A 19171-nucleotide genomic window follows, 5' to 3' on the forward strand; every position below is an offset into this window, starting at 1 on the left:
ACATATATTTTACATCCCCCTACATATGCTAATGTCATTACGACATCAGCGCTGTTCAACCAGGTTTAAGGAGTGTGTATGACCGGTGTATTGGCCTCCGTTAACAGCCGCACACAACTGGTCGGGCAGAACAGGCTCGAACTGTTGCTGTTCCGCTTCAACAACCACCAACTGTACGGGATCAACGTATTCAAAGTTCGTGAAGTTATCCGCTGCCCGAAGTTATCATCGATACCAAAGTCTAATAACAATATTTGTGGCGTGGCCAATATCCGGGGTGTCTGCATCCCTATTCTTGACCTGGCCATGGCAACGGGACTGCCCGGAGTCGAGGATCAGGAAAGCGCTTTTATAATACTTACGGAGTACAACAATCGCGTTCAGGGTTTCCTCGTCTACGCGGTCGAACACATCGTCAATCTGAACTGGGAAGACATCCATCCGCCGCCCAAGGGCAGTGGTGAGAACAATTACCTGACGGCCGTCACCCGCACGGACGACCGCCTGGTCGAGATCATCGATGTTGAAAAGGTGCTGACAGAAATATCGCCATCGTCCGAGGAAATATCCAGCGGCGTAATCGATCACGAAGTCACCCAGCAGGCGCGACACCTGCGGGTGTTGACCGTGGACGACTCGATGGTCGCGCGCAAACAGGTGACCCGCTGCCTGGAAACCGTGGGCGTCGAGGTAGTGGCCTTGAACGATGGCCGACAAGCGCTGGACTACCTGCGCGCCATGCTCGACGAAGGGCGCAAGCCGGATGAGGAGTTTCTGATGATGATCTCCGACATCGAGATGCCGGAGATGGACGGCTACACCTTGACCGCCGAGATCCGCAGCGACCCGCGCATGGCCAACCTGCACATTGTGCTGCACACCTCGCTCTCGGGGGGCTTCAACCAGGCCATGGTCAAGAAAGTCGGGGCCGACGACTTCCTGGCCAAGTTCCGCCCCGATGACCTGGCCGGCCGCGTCGTCTCACGTATCAAAGCCGTCAACACGAACTGACGCTCTACGACAACAACACTCAAGCCAAGGAGGCTGCAAGGAAACGAATAAGAACAAAATCAACAGAGGGCAAATCATGTTGAAATGTAATGAGCTCTATCATCTGGCGCCAGACAGCGGCGAGGCCAGGCCCTTCTGGCAAGGTCGCGCACGCGACGCGCAGGCGGATATCCAATGCGCCATGGGCTGCGGCGCGCAACTACCCGAGACGCCCCAGTCAGCAGAGCCGCCCCCTGCGCCCGCGGCGGCGACGATCACTCCCACCCGCATGAACGACGAGCTTGTTGCCGCCCAGGAAATCTGTGCCCGCGCCAAGACCGCCGTGGTCGAGATGTTCAGCCATGTCCGCATGGGCCGCGCCCTGGAGTTGGAGAATATCAGCGTACTGGTCGACGACATTTCCGCGTCGATCGCCCGCCATCCCAATGCCTTCATCAGCCTGGCACGCCTGAAAAGCCTCGACGATTACACCTATATGCATTCGGTCGCCGTGTGTGCACTGATGATTGCCCTGGGCAACCAGTTGAACCTGCCCGCCGTGTTGATTCGCCGGGTCGGGATGGCCGGCCTGCTGCATGACATCGGCAAAATGGCCATACCGGGCGCGATCCTCAACAAGCCCGGGCGCTTGAGCGGTGACGAATTGCAACTGATACGCACGCACCCGCTGGAAGGTGAGAAAACCCTGCTGGCGACTTCGCAGATGTGCGACATGGTCGTGGATGTCTGCCTGCATCACCATGAACGGGTGGACGGCAGCGGCTACCCCCATCAGTTGGTCGGCGACCAGATCAGTCTTTTTGCGCGAATGGCCGCCGTTTGCGATGTCTACGATGCAATCACCTCGGATCGTTCCTACAACCAAGGCTGGGACCCCGCGGTCGCCATCCAGCAAATGTCGACATGGGACGGGCATTTCGACGACGAGGTGTTCCGCGCGTTTTTGAAGTCCGTGGGTATTTATCCGGTGGGGTCTATCGTTCAGTTGAAAAGTGGCAGTATCGGCGTGGTGATCGAACAACACCCCGACTCTTTATTGACGCCAAAGATTAAGTTGTTCTTCGTGCCGGTGTTGAATATTTATATCACCCCAAAAATAATCGATCTGAGTGATCCCGAACAAACCGATCGCATCATTGCGCGCGTACCGTCACAGCGTTATGGCTTTAAAAACACCGAACGTCTCTGGCTCGACGATGAGGCGTCCGAGCAGAACTAAGCGACGCCCCAGCTGTACTGCATTTATATGCTCAAGCAGCCCATGATCAAGCAGTAAGCCTTGCGAACAAAAAAACTGAAATGCCGCCATCCAATTATGTCGGCAACTACTAGCGTGGGCAGGAAATACCATGAAATTCAACTCATTACAGACTCGGATTTGCTTCACCGCCGGACTCTGCCTGTTAATCTCTTGCGCAAGCCTGGTGTTATATGGGTTGTACTCCTCAACCGCCAATCAAGCCTACGTGGGCACCGAAGTTTCAACATTGATCGAAAGCGGCACCATTCGCGAAGTACAAAACCTGGCGGAGTCCCGTGCCAATGCGATCAGGGCGAAACTGCAAAATGCCTTGGACTCGGCACGCACGCTGGCCAATACGCTGGGCGCGAGTAAAAGTGCGCAAAGCCCGCTGGCACTGGGCCGCGATCAAATCAATACAATGTTGCTCAGCGTGCTCAAGGACAACCCCGACTTCAACGGCACGTATTCGTGCTGGGAGCCGGATGCGGTGGACGGCCAGGACCAAGCGTTTCGTAACAACGAAGGCGGCAACAACCCCTTGACCGGCCGCTTCACGCCCTATTGGACACGCGGCTCGGACGGCCATATCGCCGTGCAACCGCTGGTCGAATACGACTCCGATGCCCGCCACCCCAATGGCGTGCTCAAGGGCGGCTGGTACAGCGGCCCCCGGGACACCCTGAAAGAAAGCGTGCTCGACCCCCTTCCCTACGTGGTGCAAGGCAAAAATGTGTGGCTGACCACGCTCTCGGTGCCGATCACCGCCAATGGCAAGTTTTACGGCGTGGTCGGCGCAGACTTCGACATCTCGTTTATCCAGAAACTCAGCGAGCAAATGTCCGCCGACCTCTACGGCGGCAAAGGTTCGGTGTCGATCCTGAGCAACCAGGGCTTGGTGGTCGCCGACAGTAAACGGCCGGAACTGATCGGCCAGTCATTGAAGGCATTGCTACCCGACACCTGGGACAAGGTGCTGGCCAATGTGCAGAAAGGCCAGGGCGACAGTCGCCTCAACCAGGAGTCCCAGGAAATCGAAGTACAGATGCCGATCATCCTGGGCCGCACCGAAAAACCCTGGGCCATCTTGATCCACCTGCCCAAGGCGGTGGTCATGAGCCAGGCGATTGCCCTGGAGAAGGAACTGCAATCCCGTGGCGTCAGCAGCAGTATCTGGCAGGTCTCGGTCGGCCTGGGTATCTCGGTACTGGCATTGCTGGCGCTGTGGTTCGCCACCGCAAAAATCGTCGGGCCGATTCGTGAAGCCGCCGCCTTGGCTGCCAACATCAGCCTGGGGGATTTCTCGCGTCGCCTGGTGCAAAAATCCGACGATGAAGTCGGCCAGTTGTCCTTGGCCTTGAACGAGATGTCCGAAAGCCTGCAGCGTCAGGTCCGTGTGGCTGAACGTATCTCCGAAGGCGATCTGGACCTGGAAGTGCGTTTGTCTTCCCCCAACGACACGTTGGGCAAGTCCCTGGAAAAAATGGTCGGCAACTTGAACACCTTGATTTCCCAGGTGCAGGCCAGCGCCACGCAAATCACCGGCAGCTCCGCACAGGTCACCGAGTTGAGCCAGTCGTTGTCCGATGGTGCGTCCAACTCGGCGTCGTCCATCACTGAGATCAGTGCCGTCATGACGCAAATGGCCGCGCAGACCACCGACAACGCCGCCAACGCGAAAAAGGCCGACGAACAATCCCAGGCCTCACGCGCCGACGCCGGGGAAAGTGACAAGCTGATGAGCGAACTGATCGCCGCCATGACCGAAATCGACAACTCGGGCAAAGACATCACCGCGATCATCACCACCATCGACAACATCGCCGCCCAGACCAACCTGCTGGCCTTGAACGCGGCGATCGAGGCGGCACGTGCCGGCGAATTGGGCCGTGGCTTTGCCGTCGTCGCCGATGAAGTCAGGAGCCTCGCCGCCCGCAGTGCCGAAGCGGCCCAGCAAACCGCGGCGCTGATCGCCGACTCGTCGACCAAGACACAGCGCGGCATGGTCATCGCCGGTCGCACGGCCGACTCGTTGCGAAACATCGTCACCGGCACCAGCACCGTTTCCAGCCTGGTGTCGCTGATCTACCAAGCCTCGAGTGAACAGGCGTCCGGCTTGCAGCAAGCCAGTATCGGCCTGGAGCAGATCGACGAAGTCACCCAGCAGAATCAGGCCAACTCCCAACAATGCGCGGTGGCTGCCCGCGACCTGTCGGAACGGGCCAGCTCCATGCAACAAGGGTTGAGCCGGTTTAAAGTCAAAGCGACATAACCCCCATCCGCAATGAAGCCGGGGCGGAAATAAACCACCGCCCCGGTCCCCCTGCACAAACCTCGTACCCATTCATGAAATATTAAGAATCGCCCCCCTATACTCACCGATTGCGAGCCGTTCCCTCGAACGGCCCCCTGCCCCGGTAACCAGCCCCCATGACGCGTCCCGTTCCTCTGCTGCTCCTGCTTGCTGGCCTGTTGTTCTTCTTCGCCCTTGGTAACCATGAACTGCAAGGCTCCACTGAAGCCCGCGTCGGCGGGATCGCCATGGCCATGCACCTGGACAACGACTGGGTGGTGCCACGGCTGTTCCGTGAGCCGTTCCTGGAAAAACCGCCCCTGAGCCTGTGGCTCGACGCCGGCGCGATCCGCCTGTTTGGCGGCACGCCCGGGGCCGTGCGCCTGGCCTCGGCGTTCGCCGGGTTGTTCAGCGTGATGCTGCTTTACGGGATGCTCCGCACGTTCGGGCGGCCAAAGACACTGGCGTTCTGCGCGGCGCTGATCCTGGCGACCATGGCCAGTTACTGGAGCAATGTGCGCGGCGTCGGTGAAGATGCATTGCTCAGCCTGGGTGTGACCACCGCGCTGCTGGCGTTCTACCAGGCCATGCGGCCGGCGTCCGAGCGCCAGGGCTCAACCGCCTGGGCGTGGGCCCTGTTCACGGCCGGGATGGTGATCGCCACCCTGAGCAAAGGCGTGCTGGGCCTGGCGATGCCGGGCATCGTGATCTTTGTGTACCTGGCCTGCACCAGTTGGATGGACAAACGCCTGCGCATCGGCGACTGGCTGCGGCCGGCACTGTTTACCCTGCTGGCCTTGGTGCCACTGCTGATCTGGCTGGGGTTTCTGTTCCAGCGCGGCGGGCTGCAGGCGGTGGGCGAAGTGCTGTGGACCAACAGCGTCGGGCGGTTCAGCGGCTCGTTTGTCGAAGCCGGGCACTACGAACCCTTCTACTACTACATCGCCAAACTGCCCGAAGCCTTTTTGCCGTGGAATATCCTGGTGTACCTGGGGTTGTGGCACTTCCGTAAAAGCCTGGTGCGCAACCGCTACCGTCTGTTTTTCTGCGTCTGGCTGGTGGCGCAATTCACCCTGCTGACCCTGGCTTCCAGCAAGCGCACCGTATACCTGATGGCGCTGACGCCAGCCGCCGCCGTACTGGCTGCGGAATATGCGCAGGTGCTGCTGCACTGGCTGAAAGATCACAAACCGGCGCTGTATAAGCGGCATAAAATCGTGATTGGCGGCGTGTTCACCGTGCTCATCGCCTGCTACCTGAGCGCTGCTTTCTGGTTCGCGCCAAAGGCCGACAAAAAACAGTCCTTCGTGCCCGTGATGAGCCAGATCCAGGCGCTACAGGCCGAAGGCAAAAAGGTCGCGTTGTTCCGGCCCAACGAGCGCATCGATGGCGCCAGCGTGTTCTATCTGCAGGCCTACTTGCCGATTCTGCAAACCGAGCCCGAACTGCGCAGTTACCTGGCCGCCGCCCCCGGCAACGTCGCGCTGCTGGATAACACGGAGCAACTGACCGGCAAGGTCACGGTGATCAAGGAGATGGCAATCAATCGCCAGCCTTACTACTTCATCGGGCAGTAAGGCCGGCGCGGGGGATCAGTGCTTGGTGAGCTTGTCCAGGTAACCCATGGCGAACGCCGAGACCACAAAGGTCATGTGGATGATCACGTACCACATCAAATGCTGCGGATCGACGTTCTTGGCATCCATGAAGATGCGCAGCAGGTGGATGGAGGAAATCGCCACGATGGAGGCGGCCACTTTCATCTTCAGCGAGGAAGAGTCCATGGTGCCCAGCCAGTTGAGCTTTTCCTTGTTTTCATCGATGTCCAGCTGCGAGACGAAGTTCTCGTAGCCGGAGATCATCACCATCACCAGCAGGCCGCCGACCAGTGCCATGTCGATCAACGACAACAGCAGCAGGATCACTTCCGATTCGAGCATGCTGAAGATATTGGGAACGACGTGAATGATTTCCTGGAAGAATTTCAATGCCAGGATCAACAAGCCCAGGGACAACCCCAGGTAGATCGGCGCCAGCAACCAGCGCGAGGCGTACATCGTATTTTCGATAAAGCGTTCCATTGAATCTCACACAGCGTGGTTAGAAATGACGGCGAGTATACCAGCCGCTACCCAACACCTGTGACCGCGAGAAAACTGACCTGAGTGGCATCTGTAAGAGCGTTTTTCTGCTAGTGTCGAGGCCATCAACTCGGCTCAAAGACGTCGGACAGGAAAACTCAAGATGATGGATGTGCGTTCCCCTTGGGCCAGCATCGGCCTGTGTGCGGCATTGCTGCTGGCCGGTGGCTGTTCTCCCAGCGACGAGCAAAAGCAGACCACCCTCGAAGAGAAAACCAAGCAGTTCGAACAGTCGCTCGACAGTATCCAGGACCCCAAACTGCGCGACGCCATCGCCGACCTCGGCGGTTCGCTGTTGTTGCTGGAACGGGCGCGGGTCAAGCTCGCCAGCAAGCCCATCGAAGCCGAATACGGCGAAGACAGCCTGGCCCTGCTCAAGCACTACCCCACGCCCCAGGCCCTGGTCGACACCTACATCAACGGCCTGTTCGTGCTGCGCAAGACCTCCCACTCCGACTACCTGACCGATCTGCAGCCGGTGTTCCCGTTCAACTTCAACACCCCCGACCAGTTCCCGTTCCCCCACGGCCTGGAATGGCAGTCGGTGACCTTGAGCAACAGCAAAGTCATCCCCTTCCAGCCGGAATGGTCGGAAACCGATCCCGGCATCCAGTTGAGCCCCAGCAGTTCCAACCTGACCAACCCCGATGACCTGACGGTGACCTACCCGTTCATCGACGGCATCGAGACCGACAACAAGAGCCAGCCGCAGCCCGTCAGCCTCAAAGGTACAGTCGAGGTGGTCGCGCCGGGCAAGGTGCTGACGTTCGACCTGTCGAAAAAAGACCTCGGCCACCCACGCACCGAGGGCAATATCACCCTCAACCTGCTGAGCCTGGAAAAAAACTACGCCGAGATCGAACTGACCAACCACGAACCGCTGGCGGCGGAGGTCGGCGACGAATCACCGGACCCGTTGCTGGTGCAGGCCCGCGACAGTACCGGGCAGTTCCTCACGCGCTCGGGCTCGATCAACGAAAATGCCGCGCAGGTGGCGTTCTACGAGAAACAACTGGCGCAGATGCAAAAGCAGAAAGCCTGGTCGGACGCGTTTGAGAAACAACTGACGGACGAGCAGAAAGCCTTCGAACACCAGCAAAGCAGCCATTACGCCAAGGTCTACTTCAATGGCCTGATCGACACGCTGCAGGTCGACGTGCTGGACTTTTCCAAGGCCACGCTGACCCGCAAGGACCTCGACCTGCCCGTATTGCGCTTCGACAAGAACAGCCTGCAGAAAACCGTGCAAGCCTTGCCGATGGCGGTAACGGTGTACGACGACAGCACCGCCAGTTGGCTGAAAACCGCGACGATGACCGAGGACCAACTGAAAAACAGCGTGACCATCAGCCAGTCCGTCGAAGATGCCAGCGCCGCGCATATCGTGTTTGACCACCCCTACACCTTCAACGACGAATTGGCGGGCACCGAACGCAACAGCGACGAAGCCCCGGTGACGTTTTTCACAGCCAATGAAAAAGGCGAGCGCGGCGAGCCCATCGAGTTGCCGAGCGAAGCCTTCGAGCTGAACCCTGCACGCGGCACACTCACCTACGACCTCAACCTGTTCCCGGAGAACCCGGCGTTTGTGGTGGGCTCGATTCCGCTGTTCCTGGCCAGCATCGACCAAGCCACGATCGACGTGACCAAGCTGCCCAAGGGCCTGTCGCTCAAGGACAACGCGCTGATCGTCGACCAGGCGCAGTTCCCGTCCGACAGTTGGCGCTTCTATGCCAAGGACGCCAGCGGCAACTACCTCAAGGAAATCCTCGGGGTCAGCCACCACGCCGAGGAATACGGCACGGCGTTGTTTGATGTGCACTACTTCTACGGCCAGCCGACCCAGCTGGAAAGCTACCAGCGTACCAACCTGAGCACCGTGCAATACGGCTTCGAGGTCAAGCTGGACAAGCCCGAAGGCAAATAACCGGGCCTACAGGGCCAGGCATTCCTGCCCGTTATTGAGCTGACGCAGGTGGGCCTGCAGATGCAGGCACCAGATCTGCGGCTCCTGCGCCAGCTCGTAGCCTTGCTGGGTCAGGTTTTCGACGATTGATTGCAGGAAGGTTTCGGCCACGAACGGCCCGGGAAACGGTCCCTGGGATTTGATGGTCGAAGGCTGCTCACCGGTCATTCCAGCGGCAAACAACAACGTCCACATCCCGTTATCCCCCGCGAGAGGGCGAATGGAGCATTCGATGCGAGTGCCCAGGCCCAGACACTGGCGGGTCAGGCAAAGGTTGCGCGGCATGGCGGCGACCCTCGGTAGATCGGCGTTCAGCCTCAAGCACGGCGAGACTGTTTCTATCCTGCGACTCCGGTGGATATCCCTAGTGCTCAGAATAGAAGAAAAACGCGATAAACCAAGGTTGTAGAGACCAACGGGCGTTGGCCCCCAACCTGGAGTCAATTTAGTGGCGGGCTAACCGATCAGCTCGGTTTGGCTTCCGCCTGCGCGTGCAGCGCCAGTTCCTTCTCAGCTTCCTTCAAGTCTTCCTCGCTGATCATCTCGGCAATCGCGCGCAAACGCTCGACCACACGCGCATTCACCGTGCCTTCGGGGAATTGCCCTTCTGCGTCCGGCTCACCGGCCGGCTCGCCGACCAGCAGGCTCAACGCCTCATCCGCCTGGCGCACCGCATAGATATGGAATTGCCCGGCGCGCACGGCCTGCAACACCTTCTCATCGAGCATCAGCGTGGCTACGTTGGCCTGCGGAATGATCGCGCCTTGTTCGCCGGTCAGCCCACGCGCTTCGCAGAGGCGGAAGAAACCTTCGATCTTCTCGTTGACCCCGCCCACCGCCTGCACTTCACCAAACTGGTTGATCGAACCGGTGATGGCAAAACACTGTTTGAGCGGGGTTTTCGACAAGGCCGAAATCAAGGTACAGGCCTCGCCCAGGGACGCGCTGTCGCCGTCCACATAACCGTAGGACTGTTCCAGCGCGATACTCGCCGAGATCGCCAGCGGGAATTCCTGAGCATAACGGCTGCCCAGGTAACCGGTGAGGATCATCACACCCTTGGAGTGAATCGGCTGGCCGAGGTTGACCTCACGCTCGATGTCGACGATGCCGCTGCCGCCCGGGTACACCGTGGCGGAAATCCGCGCTGGCACGCCGAACGCCGAATCGCCGACTTCCAGCACCGTCAGCCCGTTGCACTTGCCGACCGCTGCGCCGGCGGTGTCGATCAGGATCACCCCGGCGAGCATGTCGTCGAGAATCCGCGCCGACACCCGCCCGGTGCGCGTGGCCTTGGCCTTCAGCGCACGTTCGATGTGGCCGGCGTCGGTCATTTCGTCGCCCGCCAGGTGGCGAATGAAATCCGCCTCGCTGACCAGTTGGAACAAGTCGCCAATGCGCGCCGACAACCGCCCCTGGTGTTCGGCCAGGCGTGCGCTATAAGTGGCCAAGCGCGCCACCGCGTCCGAGGTCAGCGGCGCCATGCCCTCTTCCGAGGTGCGGGTTTTCAGCAACTGCGCGAACTGCTCGAGGCTTTCGTCGACCATCGGGATGTCTTCGTCGAAATCCACCAGCACGCGGAACATTTCCTGGAAGTCCGGATCGGCGTCCTGCAACGCGTAGTACAGCTGGCGGGAACCGATGATGATCACCTTGACCTGCAACGCGATCATCTGCGGGTTGAGCGTCACCGTGGCCAGGCGGCCCAGCTCGCCCAGCGGCGACTCCATCTTCAGCTTGCGCGACTGCAGGGAACGCTTGAGGGCGTCCCACACAAACGGCTCGCTGAGCATCTTCTCGGCTTCGAGGATCAGGAACCCGCCGTTGGCCCGGTGCAAGGCGCCCGGACGCAACTGACGATAGGTGGTGTAGAGCGCGCCCTGATCGGTGCTGTATTCGATCCGGCCGAACAGGTTGTCGTAGGTCGGGTGCGGTTCAAACACCACCGGAGCGCCGCCGTTGACCGGATGGCCGACCACCAGGCTCGGGCAGTACTGTTCTTCGAGCAGCTTGCGGGCCTGGGCGTCGGTCTTGGCATCGTCCACCAATTGCTCGACCACGGTTTTCAGCAAGTACACCTGCATGGCTTGCAGGTAACCGCATACGGCGGCGTTTTCTGCGTACTTTTCCGACAACGGTGACAGCAATGGCTGTAGGGCCAGGGTGATGGTTTCTTCGTTGAACTGACGCAGTTGGTTGTTCGACTCACGCTTCCACTGCGGCAGGCTGGCCAGCTCTTCGTTGAGGCGTTCTTCCAGTTCGGAAATATCGGTGTGGAAGCGCTCGCGATCGACTTCCGGCAGCTGCGAGAACTCGGCCTCGTCCAGCGCCTTGCCGTCGAGCATCGGGGTGAACGCGATGTTGGAACTGTCGCGGTACAGCGCCACGTCCTTTTCCAGGGCCAGGCGTTCGATCACGTCCAATGCCTTGTCGTAACGCTGGTTGAACGCGCGGTCGATAGCGCTTTTGCGTTGTTGATACGTCGGGTGTTCGAACACTGCCGGGAAGGTCGCCACCAGGTTGTCGATCAAGCCGTTGATGTCGCTGATGAACGCCGCGGCGCCGCCTGCCGGCAGTTCCAAGGCGCGGGGTTCGCGGGGCTCATCGAAATTATTCACATAGACCCAGTCCGACGGGGTCTGCAGGCGTTTGCCTTCGGCCTTCAGGTAGCGTTTGACGAACGAAAAGCGACCGGTGCCCGGCTCGCCCATGACAAACACGTTGTAACCGGGGCGTGGCATGGCCACACCGAACTGCAAGGCTTCAACCGCACGTTCCTGGCCAAGCACACCGCGAAAGGGCTCCAAATCATTGGTGGTCGAGAAGCTGAACTGTTCAGCGGAGAAAGGGCGAGTCAGCGCTTCGGGCGCTAGACGCAAGCTGGCAGCAACAGGATCAGGCATCGGGCTTCCTTACATCAGGCGGGGCAGATGGCGGCATTCTGGCTCTCTGTTACGCGCTCTGGCAAGGCGCGCCTGAGGTAAAGCATAGACACGGGCTGCGTCCTACAAAAAAATCGAGATATCTCTGATTGTTTTATTAAAAATCACGGAACCCCTGGAACCTGCCTAAACTCCAAACTGCGCGGGCTGGACTAATAACCGGCCCCTAAGGCGCGTTACTGCGCCTGAACCCTTGTCCATTGGTTTGCACACAAAGAGAACAAAGCTATGAAACGGATCCTTCTCGGTACTCTCTTCACCGTCGTTTCCCTCAACGCAATGGCTGAATCACCCGGTGGCCCGAACTGCGGTTGGGGCAACATGCTGTTCGAAGGCCAGCGCGGCACGCCGGCGCACTTCCTGGCGTCCACCACCAACGGCACCTCGGGCAACGCTACCTTCGGCATGACCTCGGGCACCAACGGTTGCAGCACCAACAGTGCCCTGACCTACGGCGGCAAATCGTGGATTGCCATGAATGGCATGATGAACGAGCTGTCCGAAGACATGGCCAAAGGCAATGGCGAGGCGCTGACCACCTACGCCGTGGTACTGGGCGTTGCACCAGAAGATCGCGAGCACTTTGCTGCCGTGACCCACGAGCACTTCCAGCAAATCTTCAGCAAGGCCGACGTGACCGCTGACGATGTCCACAACAACACCCTGGCTGTACTGAAAAGTGATGCCCGCCTGGCGAAATACGCAACCCAGGCTTAAGCTCGAGCCGCCCGCGCCCTCCAAGGCGCGGGTCTTATTTTTGGACCCGCCTCCCCGCTTGGGTCTCACTTTTTCCGACTTAAGTTGCCCCTATGCTCAAACGCCTTGCCTGGATGGCACTCTTCGCCTGCGCCCCGTTGTATGCGGCGCCGCATCTTGATGATCAACGTTTGCAGCAATTGGCCAACGATCCGTTCTGGTTGTCCTTGGGCCATTACGAAGCCGGCAAAGTCAGTGGCTGGCGCAGCTATGTCAGCGACAAAAAATTCTTCCTCGCCGCCGATGGCGCCCATCACCCGGATGCCGAACTCAAGGCCACCGTCGACGCGCTCTACGCGCCGGCCAGCCTGGGTGAAAAACACGCACAATGCGTTTACCCCGCACGTACCCGCTGGCTCAAGGACCGGTTGCAACTGACCGACCTGCCCGCCGTGGGCTGCAACGAATTCAAGCAATGGTTCAAGGACGTCGCGCCCCATAGCGCGGTGATGATCTTCCCGGCGGCCTACCTCAACAGCCCTTCATCGATGTTCGGCCACACCCTGCTGCGCATCGACCAGGCTGACGTGCAGAGCAACAACACCGCGCTGCTCAGCTATGCGATCAACTTCGGCGCGTACATCGAAGGCTCGGACAACAGCATCCTCTACGCCTGGAAAGGCCTGATGGGCGGCTACCCCGGCCTGTTCGCCCTGGTGCCCTACCAGGAAAAACTCTCCGAATACCGCAGCCTGGAGAACCGCGACCTGTGGGAATACCGCCTGAACCTGACCCAGGTCGAGACCGAGCGCATGGTCGAGCACGTGTGGGAACTCAAGCAGATCCAGTTCGACTACTTCTTCTTCGACGAAAACTGCTCCTACCGCCTGTTGGAGTTGCTGCAAGTGGCCCGCCCCGGCCTGCGCCTGACCGAGCAATTCCCGCTCACTGCGATCCCCACCGACACGGTCAAGGCCGTGAAAGACGCCGGCCTGGTCGAGAAGATCGACTATCGCCCGTCCCGTGAGCGCGAGTTGCTGGAACGCGCCAAACCGCTGGACAGCGACGAGCAGCAATGGGTGCTGAAAGTCAGCGACGACCAGAAACAATTGCAGGCGCCTGCGTTTAAAGCGTTGCCGCGCGAGCGCCAGGCGCTGATCATCGACGCCGCCTACCGCCTCGGCCGCTACCGCGCCAATGGCCTGGAGCGCGACACCGAACGCTCCCAACGCAGCTTCGAACTGCTGCGTGCGATCAACCAGAACCCCGCGCCCGACCTGAAGATCACGCCCCCAGGCCTGCCGGAAACCGGCCATGAATCACGCACCTGGCAAGCCGGCATCGGTACGCGTGGCGACAAAGCCTTCGGCGAATACGGCCTGCGCATGGCCTACCACGACCTCAACGACAACGCCGAAGGCTTCCCCCTCGGCGCGCAGATCGAGATCCTGCAAATGAAACTGCGCCAGTACGAAGGCAACCACTGGCAACTGCAGCAACTGGACCTGGCCACCATCCGCTCCCTGACTCCGCGCAACGCGTTGCTGCAACCCTGGTCATGGCAAGTCACCGGCGGCCTGGAACGCGTGCCGGGCAAACACGACGATGAAACCCTGGTCGCCCACGTCAACGGCGGCGCCGGCGGCACCTGGCAACTGCGCGACGACATGCTCGGCTTCGCCCTCGGCACCGTGCGCGTGGAACACAACAACGACTTCAGCGAAGCCATCTCCCCCGCCGCCGGTTTCAACACCGGCGTACTGTGGAAAAACCCGCTGGGCAACCTGAGCCTGGAAGCCAAGGGAGATTTCTTCACCAATGGCGAAGTACGGCGCAGCATCAGCCTGAACCAGCAGTGGGAATTGTCGCGCAACCTCGGCCTGCGCCTGAGCGCCCAACGCGAGTACAGCCACTTGTCGACGCCGGTGAATGAGGTAATGCTTGAGATGAAGTGGTATCACTACTGACCAACGCCCAACCAGAATCAGGAGTTCACTCAACATGGCCGTTACCTGCACCACCCTTGAAGAAGTCCGAAGCAACATCGACCGCCTCGACCAGCAAATCGTCAGCCTGTTGGCCGAACGCGGCCACTACGTTTCCCAGGCGGCACGCTTCAAAAAAGACACCGACGGCGTCAAGGCACCACAGCGCGTCGAACAGGTGATCAGCAAAGTACGCGACCTATCCCACACGGTCGGCGCCAATCCCGACGTCACCGAACAGGTGTACCGCGCGATGATTGCGGCGTTTATCCAGCAAGAATTGGCTGAGCATGCTGCGCTGGCCAGCCATCAGACGACATAGCACCCAACACCTTTCTCACCCCCCTTTCACATCCCCCCGACGAATCCCCTTCTAAACTTCCCCTATCAGCCGTGAAACGGCCAGGGAGCAAGTAATGTGGCGGTATGCAGTAATGCTGTGTGCGGTGCTGGGGTTGTCGGGTTGCCAATCGACCCATCAGGAGTTGCTGGCCAAGGGCTATCCACCGGCGTTTGCCGATGGCTTCGATGACGGTTGCAGCAGTGGTCGCCAGGCCGCGGGGGTGATCACCGGGGAGTTTCGCAAGAATGTGCCGCGTTATCTGAAAGACCGCGTATACGCCGAAGGCTGGGAAGATGGCTTTCGCCAGTGCAAGGCCATGCGCGAAAACGAGGAGTTACGCGATTACAAAGATCATCACTGGGACGAGCGCGAGCGCGCCTGGCAGCAGGAGAAGGATCGCGACGCAGCCAAGGCTTATCGCTCGCAATAGGTCGCTTTCAGACATTCGTCGAAACTTAAGTGCGGCGAACATGGCCCAAACGCTATAGAGGGAGCCTGTCATGAGCCGAGCTTTTGTGAATGAAGACAGCGCCGCCGCCCAGGCCGACCCACCGGTCGAGCGTCAGGTCAGCGAGCAACCCAATCGCCTCACCGCGCGCGGGTTGGCGCAGTTGCAGGCCAAGGTCGCGCAGTTGCAGCAGGAATACAGCGTCGAATCCGCCAAGGGCGAACAGGCCGACAAACAGCGCCAGGCCGACCTTGAGCGGGATTTGCGTTACTTCAACCAGCGGCTACAGAGTGCCCAGGTGGTGCCGCCGGCCGTGTCCACCGACAAGGTGCAGATCGGCAGTTGGGTGACCTTTGCCAATGAGCAGGACGAGCAACAGCGCATTCAGTTGGTCGGTGAAGACCAGGCCGATGCCGGTGCGGGCCTGATCAACTGGGGTTCGCCCCTGGGTCGGGCGCTGCTCGGGGCGCGGGTGGGCGACGAGGTGCTGTGGCAGCGCCCCGTCGGCGATCAGTTGATCGAAGTGCTGCGCATCGAGGCCGAGACCTAGACGATGCCTTGGGCCAGCATCGCGTCGGCGACTTTGACGAAGCCGGCGATATTCGCGCCTTTCACGTAGTTGATCCGGCCGTTTTCCTCACCGTAATGCACGCACGCGTGGTGGATCGACTGCATGATGTTGTGCAGTTTGCTGTCCACCTCACCGGCGGTCCACAGCAGGCGCATGGCGTTCTGCGACATTTCCAGGCCACTCACCGCCACGCCGCCAGCGTTGGACGCCTTACCCGGGGCGAACAGAATGCCTGCGTCGATAAAGATATCCACAGCCTCCAGGGTGGTCGGCATGTTGGCGCCTTCGGCCACGCAGAGGCAGCCGTTGCGCAACAGGGCGCGGGCAGCGTCGGCGTTGAGTTCGTTCTGGGTGGCGCATGGCAGCGCGATGTCGCACGCCAGTTCCCACGGGGTTTTACCGGCGCGGAACTCCAGGCCGTAACGGGCCGCCAGTTCGCTGATGCGACCGCGCTGGACGTTTTTCAGCTCCAGCAGCGCCGACCATTGCTCCTCCGTCAACCCGTTTTCGGCGTACAGGGTGCCTTCGGAGTCGGACAGCGAAATCACCTTGCCGCCCAGGTCCATGACCTTGCGCGCCGCGTATTGCGCCACGTTGCCGGAGCCGGAGACCGCCACGCGTTTGCCCTCGACCCGCTGGCCATCGCGCTTGAGCATTTCTTCAGCGAAGTACACGCAACCGAAACCGGTGGCTTCGGGGCGGATCAAGCTGCCGCCGTAGGTCATGCCCTTGCCGGTCAGCACGGAAGTGAACTGGTTGCTCAGGCGCTTGTACTGGCCGAACAGGAAGCCGATCTCGCGGGCACCCACGCCGATATCGCCGGCCGGGACGTCCACGTCCGCGCCGATATGGCGGTACAACTCGCTCATGAACGCCTGGCAGAAGCGCATCACTTCGGCGTCGCTCTTGCCCTTGGGGTCGAAGTCCGAGCCGCCTTTGCCGCCGCCCATGGGCAACGAGGTCAGGGAGTTTTTGAAGGTCTGTTCGAAGGCGAGGAATTTCAATACGCCCAGGTTGACCGACGGGTGAAAGCGCAGGCCGCCCTTGTACGGGCCGATGGCACTGTTCATCTGGATACGGAAACCGCGGTTGACCTGAACCTTGCCGTGATCATCGACCCACGACACCCGGAAAGTAATCGCACGTTCCGGCTCGCAGATGCGCTCCAGGATGCCCGAGGTCAGGTAGTGAGGATTGGCTTCAAGAAACGGCCACAGGCTGCGTAGGACTTCTTCTACAGCCTGGTGGAATTCCGGCTGGTCGGGGTCGCGTTTCTTCAGGCGGGCAAGGAAGGATTCAACGGATTCGATCATGAAAAGTCTCGGCAAATTTATTGTCGTTAAGGGCGATTGAGCCGGACTTTATCAATTCATGTCGCACCGCGACAGGGCAAAATGTCGCCTTTGTGAATTTAAATGGTGCATTGGATATAAATAAACCTGAAAAACAGGCATTTATCGCACCTAAAAGGGGATTTCAAAACGGCGCCATGCACCAACTGAAAAACCGCTATCGGAGGCAAGCCTCCTCCCACATTTGATCGATGTTCGTCAGGAAGCAATGGGCAAAAAAAACGGAGCCCGAAGGCTCCGCTTTTCCAAACCGACCCGAATCAGGCCAGTTTCTTGTGCCGTACACGGTGCGGCTGGGCAGCGGCTTCGCCCAGGCGTTTCTTGCGATCCGCTTCGTACTCGGTGTAGTTACCTTCGAAGAACACCGCCTGCGAGTCATCTTCATACGCGAGGATGTGGGTCGCGACGCGGTCGAGGAACCACCGATCGTGAGAGATCACAATGGCGGCGCCCGGGAAGTCCAGCAGGGCTTCTTCCAGGGAACGCAGGGTTTCAACGTCGAGGTCGTTGGACGGTTCGTCGAGCAGCAGGACGTTGCCGCCCTCTTTCAGGGTCAGGGCCAGGTGCAAGCGACCACGCTCACCACCGGACAGGTCCTTGACGAACTTCTGCTGGTCGCCGCCCTTGAAGTTGAAACGGCCGACGTAGGTGCGCGACGGGATTTCATAGTTGCCGATACGGATCTGGTCGGAACCGTCGGAAATCTGCTGAAACACAGTTTTGCTGCCGTCGAGGTCTTCGCGGCTTTGGTCCACGCAGGCCAGTTGCACGGTTTCACCGACTTCGATGGTGCCCGAGTCCGGGGTTTCCTTGCCCATCAGCATGCGGAACAGTGTGGATTTACCCGCACCGTTACCGCCGATAACGCCGACGATCGCGCCTTTTGGCATGGAGAACGACAGGTTGTCGATCAACACGCGGTCGCCATAGCCTTTGGACACGTTCTTGAATTCGATGACCTTGTCACCCAGGCGCGGGCCGGCCGGGATGTAGATCTCGTTGGTTTCGCTGCGCTTCTGGAATTCCTGCGACTGCATTTCTTCAAAGCGTTGCAGACGTGCCTTGGATTTGGACTGGCGGGCCTTGGCGCCTTTGCGCACCCACTCCAGTTCTTCCTTCATGGCTTTTTCGTGGGCCGATTGCTGCTTGGATTCGGCGGCCAGACGGTCGGACTTGGCTTCGAGCCAACCGGAGTAGTTGCCCTCGTAAGGGATGCCGGCGCCACGGTCGAGTTCGAGAATCCAGCCGGCGACGTTGTCCAGGAAGTACCGGTCGTGCGTGATCGCAACCACGGTGCCCGGGAAGTCGTGAAGGAAATGTTCCAGCCAGGCGACGGAATCAGCGTCCAAGTGGTTGGTCGGTTCGTCGAGCAGCAGCATGTCGGGAGCCGACAGCAGCAGGCGGCACAGGGCCACACGGCGCTTCTCACCACCGGACAGGTGTTCGACCTTGGCGTCCCACGCCGGCAGCCGCAGCGCATCGGCGGCGACTTCCAGCTGGCGATCGAGGTTGTGACCGTCGCCAGCCTGCAGGATGGCTTCGAGCTTGGCCTGTTCGGCGGCCAGCTTGTCGAAGTCAGCATCCGGTTCGGCGTAGGCGGCGTAGACTTCGTCCAGGCGGGCCTGGGCGTCCTTGATCACGCTGACGGCTTCTTCGACCACTTCGCGCACGGTCTTGGCCGGGTCCAGGATCGGTTCTTGCGGCAGGTAGCCGATGTTCAGATCGGGCATCGGGCGGGCTTCGCCTTCGAACTCGGTGTCGACGCCGGCCATGATTTTCAACAGGGTGGATTTACCCGAACCGTTGAGGCCGAGCACGCCGATCTTGGCGCCGGGGAAAAAAGACAGCGAAATGTTTTTCAGGATTTCCCGCTTCGGCGGAACAACTTTGCCCAGCCGATGCATGGTGAAGACGTATTGAGCCATGGTGAACCTAGCGTCAGTGACTGATGAATTGAGCGGGCGAAGCCCGTGCCAGACCATGCGCCGCGCGGGCCGTTGACCTTGATCAATGCCTGCGAGCGGAAAAAGCCTGATTGTCTGGGGCTGGAACGCCCCCGCGTAACCGGCAAAGCTACCTGAATGCGCCAGGGCAGTCCAGCCAGGCAGGACTGGCACTTTGCCACAAGTCAAGGCATGCTAGCCGCCCTCCGGGCGTCCGGCTTATAGTGCATGTCGCGCGCC

General features: G+C 60.1%; 15 protein-coding genes. 10 read left to right on the forward strand and 5 right to left on the reverse strand.

Features of this window, described 5'->3' with window-relative positions:
* Positions 1 to 78 precede the first annotated feature (78 nt).
* The 4 genes from JN756_RS27935 to JN756_RS27950 all read left to right on the forward strand — a co-directional run bounded on the left by JN756_RS27935 (position 79) and on the right by JN756_RS27950 (position 6121).
* Positions 79 to 1011: a chemotaxis protein CheV gene (locus tag JN756_RS27935; RefSeq protein WP_201021570.1), complete on the forward strand. Its 933-nt coding sequence runs from the start codon at positions 79 to 81 to the stop codon at positions 1009 to 1011.
* A 76-nt stretch (positions 1012 to 1087) separates the two neighbouring features.
* Positions 1088 to 2230 (forward strand): cyclic di-GMP phosphodiesterase, encoded by a 1143-nt coding sequence (locus JN756_RS27940; RefSeq protein ID WP_126588649.1) that lies wholly within the window; start codon positions 1088 to 1090, stop codon positions 2228 to 2230.
* A gap of 130 nt (positions 2231 to 2360) precedes the next feature.
* On the forward strand, positions 2361 to 4523 hold the full coding sequence (locus tag JN756_RS27945) for a methyl-accepting chemotaxis protein (RefSeq protein ID WP_079444755.1): 2163 nt from the start codon (positions 2361 to 2363) through the stop codon (positions 4521 to 4523).
* A gap of 158 nt (positions 4524 to 4681) precedes the next feature.
* Positions 4682 to 6121: an ArnT family glycosyltransferase gene (locus JN756_RS27950; protein WP_169864213.1), complete on the forward strand. Its 1440-nt coding sequence runs from the start codon at positions 4682 to 4684 to the stop codon at positions 6119 to 6121.
* A gap of 15 nt (positions 6122 to 6136) precedes the next feature.
* Here the strand turns inward: JN756_RS27950 and JN756_RS27955 are convergent, their stop codons facing one another.
* On the reverse strand, positions 6137 to 6625 hold the full coding sequence (locus JN756_RS27955) for a TIGR00645 family protein (protein ID WP_017847323.1): 489 nt from the start codon (positions 6623 to 6625) through the stop codon (positions 6137 to 6139).
* Positions 6626 to 6788: 163 nt separating this feature from the next.
* Here JN756_RS27955 and JN756_RS27960 point away from each other — a divergent pair, with 163 nt between their 5' ends.
* Positions 6789 to 8612 (forward strand): hypothetical protein, encoded by a 1824-nt coding sequence (locus JN756_RS27960; protein WP_126588650.1) that lies wholly within the window; start codon positions 6789 to 6791, stop codon positions 8610 to 8612.
* A 6-nt stretch (positions 8613 to 8618) separates the two neighbouring features.
* Here the strand turns inward: JN756_RS27960 and JN756_RS27965 are convergent, their stop codons facing one another.
* Both JN756_RS27965 and JN756_RS27970 read right to left on the reverse strand, forming a co-directional pair.
* A complete protein-coding gene (locus JN756_RS27965) occupies positions 8619 to 8936 on the reverse strand; it encodes a PA4575 family protein (RefSeq protein WP_017847321.1) in 318 nt (105 codons plus the stop codon).
* A gap of 179 nt (positions 8937 to 9115) precedes the next feature.
* Positions 9116 to 11554 carry a Lon protease family protein gene (locus JN756_RS27970; RefSeq protein WP_017847320.1) on the reverse strand — a complete coding sequence of 813 codons (2439 nt, stop codon included), beginning with the start codon at positions 11552 to 11554 and terminating at the stop codon, positions 9116 to 9118.
* A gap of 267 nt (positions 11555 to 11821) precedes the next feature.
* On the opposite strand from JN756_RS27970, the gene JN756_RS27975 reads away from it, so the two are divergent.
* The 5 genes from JN756_RS27975 to JN756_RS27995 all read left to right on the forward strand — a co-directional run bounded on the left by JN756_RS27975 (position 11822) and on the right by JN756_RS27995 (position 15615).
* Entirely contained in the window at positions 11822 to 12310 is a 489-nt protein-coding gene (locus JN756_RS27975; protein ID WP_046381990.1) for a DUF3015 domain-containing protein, read from the forward strand.
* 92 nt (positions 12311 to 12402) lie between these two features.
* Complete coding sequence (locus JN756_RS27980) at positions 12403 to 14256, forward strand: Lnb N-terminal periplasmic domain-containing protein (protein WP_046381989.1); 1854 nt, start codon at positions 12403 to 12405, stop codon at positions 14254 to 14256.
* Between the two features lie 34 nt (positions 14257 to 14290).
* A complete protein-coding gene (locus JN756_RS27985) occupies positions 14291 to 14596 on the forward strand; it encodes a chorismate mutase (RefSeq protein WP_046487702.1) in 306 nt (101 codons plus the stop codon).
* A 94-nt stretch (positions 14597 to 14690) separates the two neighbouring features.
* Entirely contained in the window at positions 14691 to 15047 is a 357-nt protein-coding gene (locus tag JN756_RS27990; RefSeq protein WP_046381987.1) for a hypothetical protein, read from the forward strand.
* A gap of 70 nt (positions 15048 to 15117) precedes the next feature.
* Positions 15118 to 15615 carry a GreA/GreB family elongation factor gene (locus tag JN756_RS27995; protein WP_201021571.1) on the forward strand — a complete coding sequence of 166 codons (498 nt, stop codon included), beginning with the start codon at positions 15118 to 15120 and terminating at the stop codon, positions 15613 to 15615.
* Here the strand turns inward: JN756_RS27995 and gdhA are convergent.
* Together gdhA and ettA are read right to left on the reverse strand one after the other, a co-directional pair.
* Positions 15612 to 16949 carry an NADP-specific glutamate dehydrogenase gene (gdhA, locus tag JN756_RS28000; protein ID WP_108525511.1) on the reverse strand — a complete coding sequence of 446 codons (1338 nt, stop codon included), beginning with the start codon at positions 16947 to 16949 and terminating at the stop codon, positions 15612 to 15614. The two genes, JN756_RS27995 and gdhA, sit on opposite strands and share 4 nt — an antisense overlap.
* Before the next feature lie 299 nt (positions 16950 to 17248).
* Entirely contained in the window at positions 17249 to 18913 is a 1665-nt protein-coding gene (gene ettA / locus JN756_RS28005) for an energy-dependent translational throttle protein EttA (RefSeq protein WP_017848266.1), read from the reverse strand.
* Positions 18914 to 19171 lie beyond the last annotated feature (258 nt).

The sequence above is a fragment of the Pseudomonas sp. Y39-6 genome (genome assembly GCF_023651955.1).
Lineage (GTDB): Bacteria > Pseudomonadota > Gammaproteobacteria > Pseudomonadales > Pseudomonadaceae > Aquipseudomonas > Aquipseudomonas veronii.

Bases quoted from the DNA above. Each gene is read 5' to 3' on its own strand.
- JN756_RS27935 (WP_201021570.1), top strand. From the start codon at position 79: ATGACCGGTGTATTGGCCTCCGTTAACAGCCGCACACAACTGGTCGGG.
- JN756_RS27940 (WP_126588649.1), top strand. From the start codon at position 1,088: ATGTTGAAATGTAATGAGCTCTATCATCTGGCGCCAGACAGCGGCGAG.
- JN756_RS27945 (WP_079444755.1), top strand. From the start codon at position 2,361: ATGAAATTCAACTCATTACAGACTCGGATTTGCTTCACCGCCGGACTC.
- JN756_RS27950 (WP_169864213.1), top strand. From the start codon at position 4,682: ATGACGCGTCCCGTTCCTCTGCTGCTCCTGCTTGCTGGCCTGTTGTTC.
- JN756_RS27955 (WP_017847323.1), bottom strand. From the start codon at position 6,625: ATGGAACGCTTTATCGAAAATACGATGTACGCCTCGCGCTGGTTGCTG.
- JN756_RS27960 (WP_126588650.1), top strand. From the start codon at position 6,789: ATGATGGATGTGCGTTCCCCTTGGGCCAGCATCGGCCTGTGTGCGGCA.
- JN756_RS27965 (WP_017847321.1), bottom strand. From the start codon at position 8,936: ATGCCGCGCAACCTTTGCCTGACCCGCCAGTGTCTGGGCCTGGGCACT.
- JN756_RS27970 (WP_017847320.1), bottom strand. From the start codon at position 11,554: ATGCCTGATCCTGTTGCTGCCAGCTTGCGTCTAGCGCCCGAAGCGCTG.
- JN756_RS27975 (WP_046381990.1), top strand. From the start codon at position 11,822: ATGAAACGGATCCTTCTCGGTACTCTCTTCACCGTCGTTTCCCTCAAC.
- JN756_RS27980 (WP_046381989.1), top strand. From the start codon at position 12,403: ATGCTCAAACGCCTTGCCTGGATGGCACTCTTCGCCTGCGCCCCGTTG.
- JN756_RS27985 (WP_046487702.1), top strand. From the start codon at position 14,291: ATGGCCGTTACCTGCACCACCCTTGAAGAAGTCCGAAGCAACATCGAC.
- JN756_RS27990 (WP_046381987.1), top strand. From the start codon at position 14,691: ATGTGGCGGTATGCAGTAATGCTGTGTGCGGTGCTGGGGTTGTCGGGT.
- JN756_RS27995 (WP_201021571.1), top strand. From the start codon at position 15,118: ATGAGCCGAGCTTTTGTGAATGAAGACAGCGCCGCCGCCCAGGCCGAC.
- gdhA (WP_108525511.1), bottom strand. From the start codon at position 16,949: ATGATCGAATCCGTTGAATCCTTCCTTGCCCGCCTGAAGAAACGCGAC.
- ettA (WP_017848266.1), bottom strand. From the start codon at position 18,913: ATGGCTCAATACGTCTTCACCATGCATCGGCTGGGCAAAGTTGTTCCG.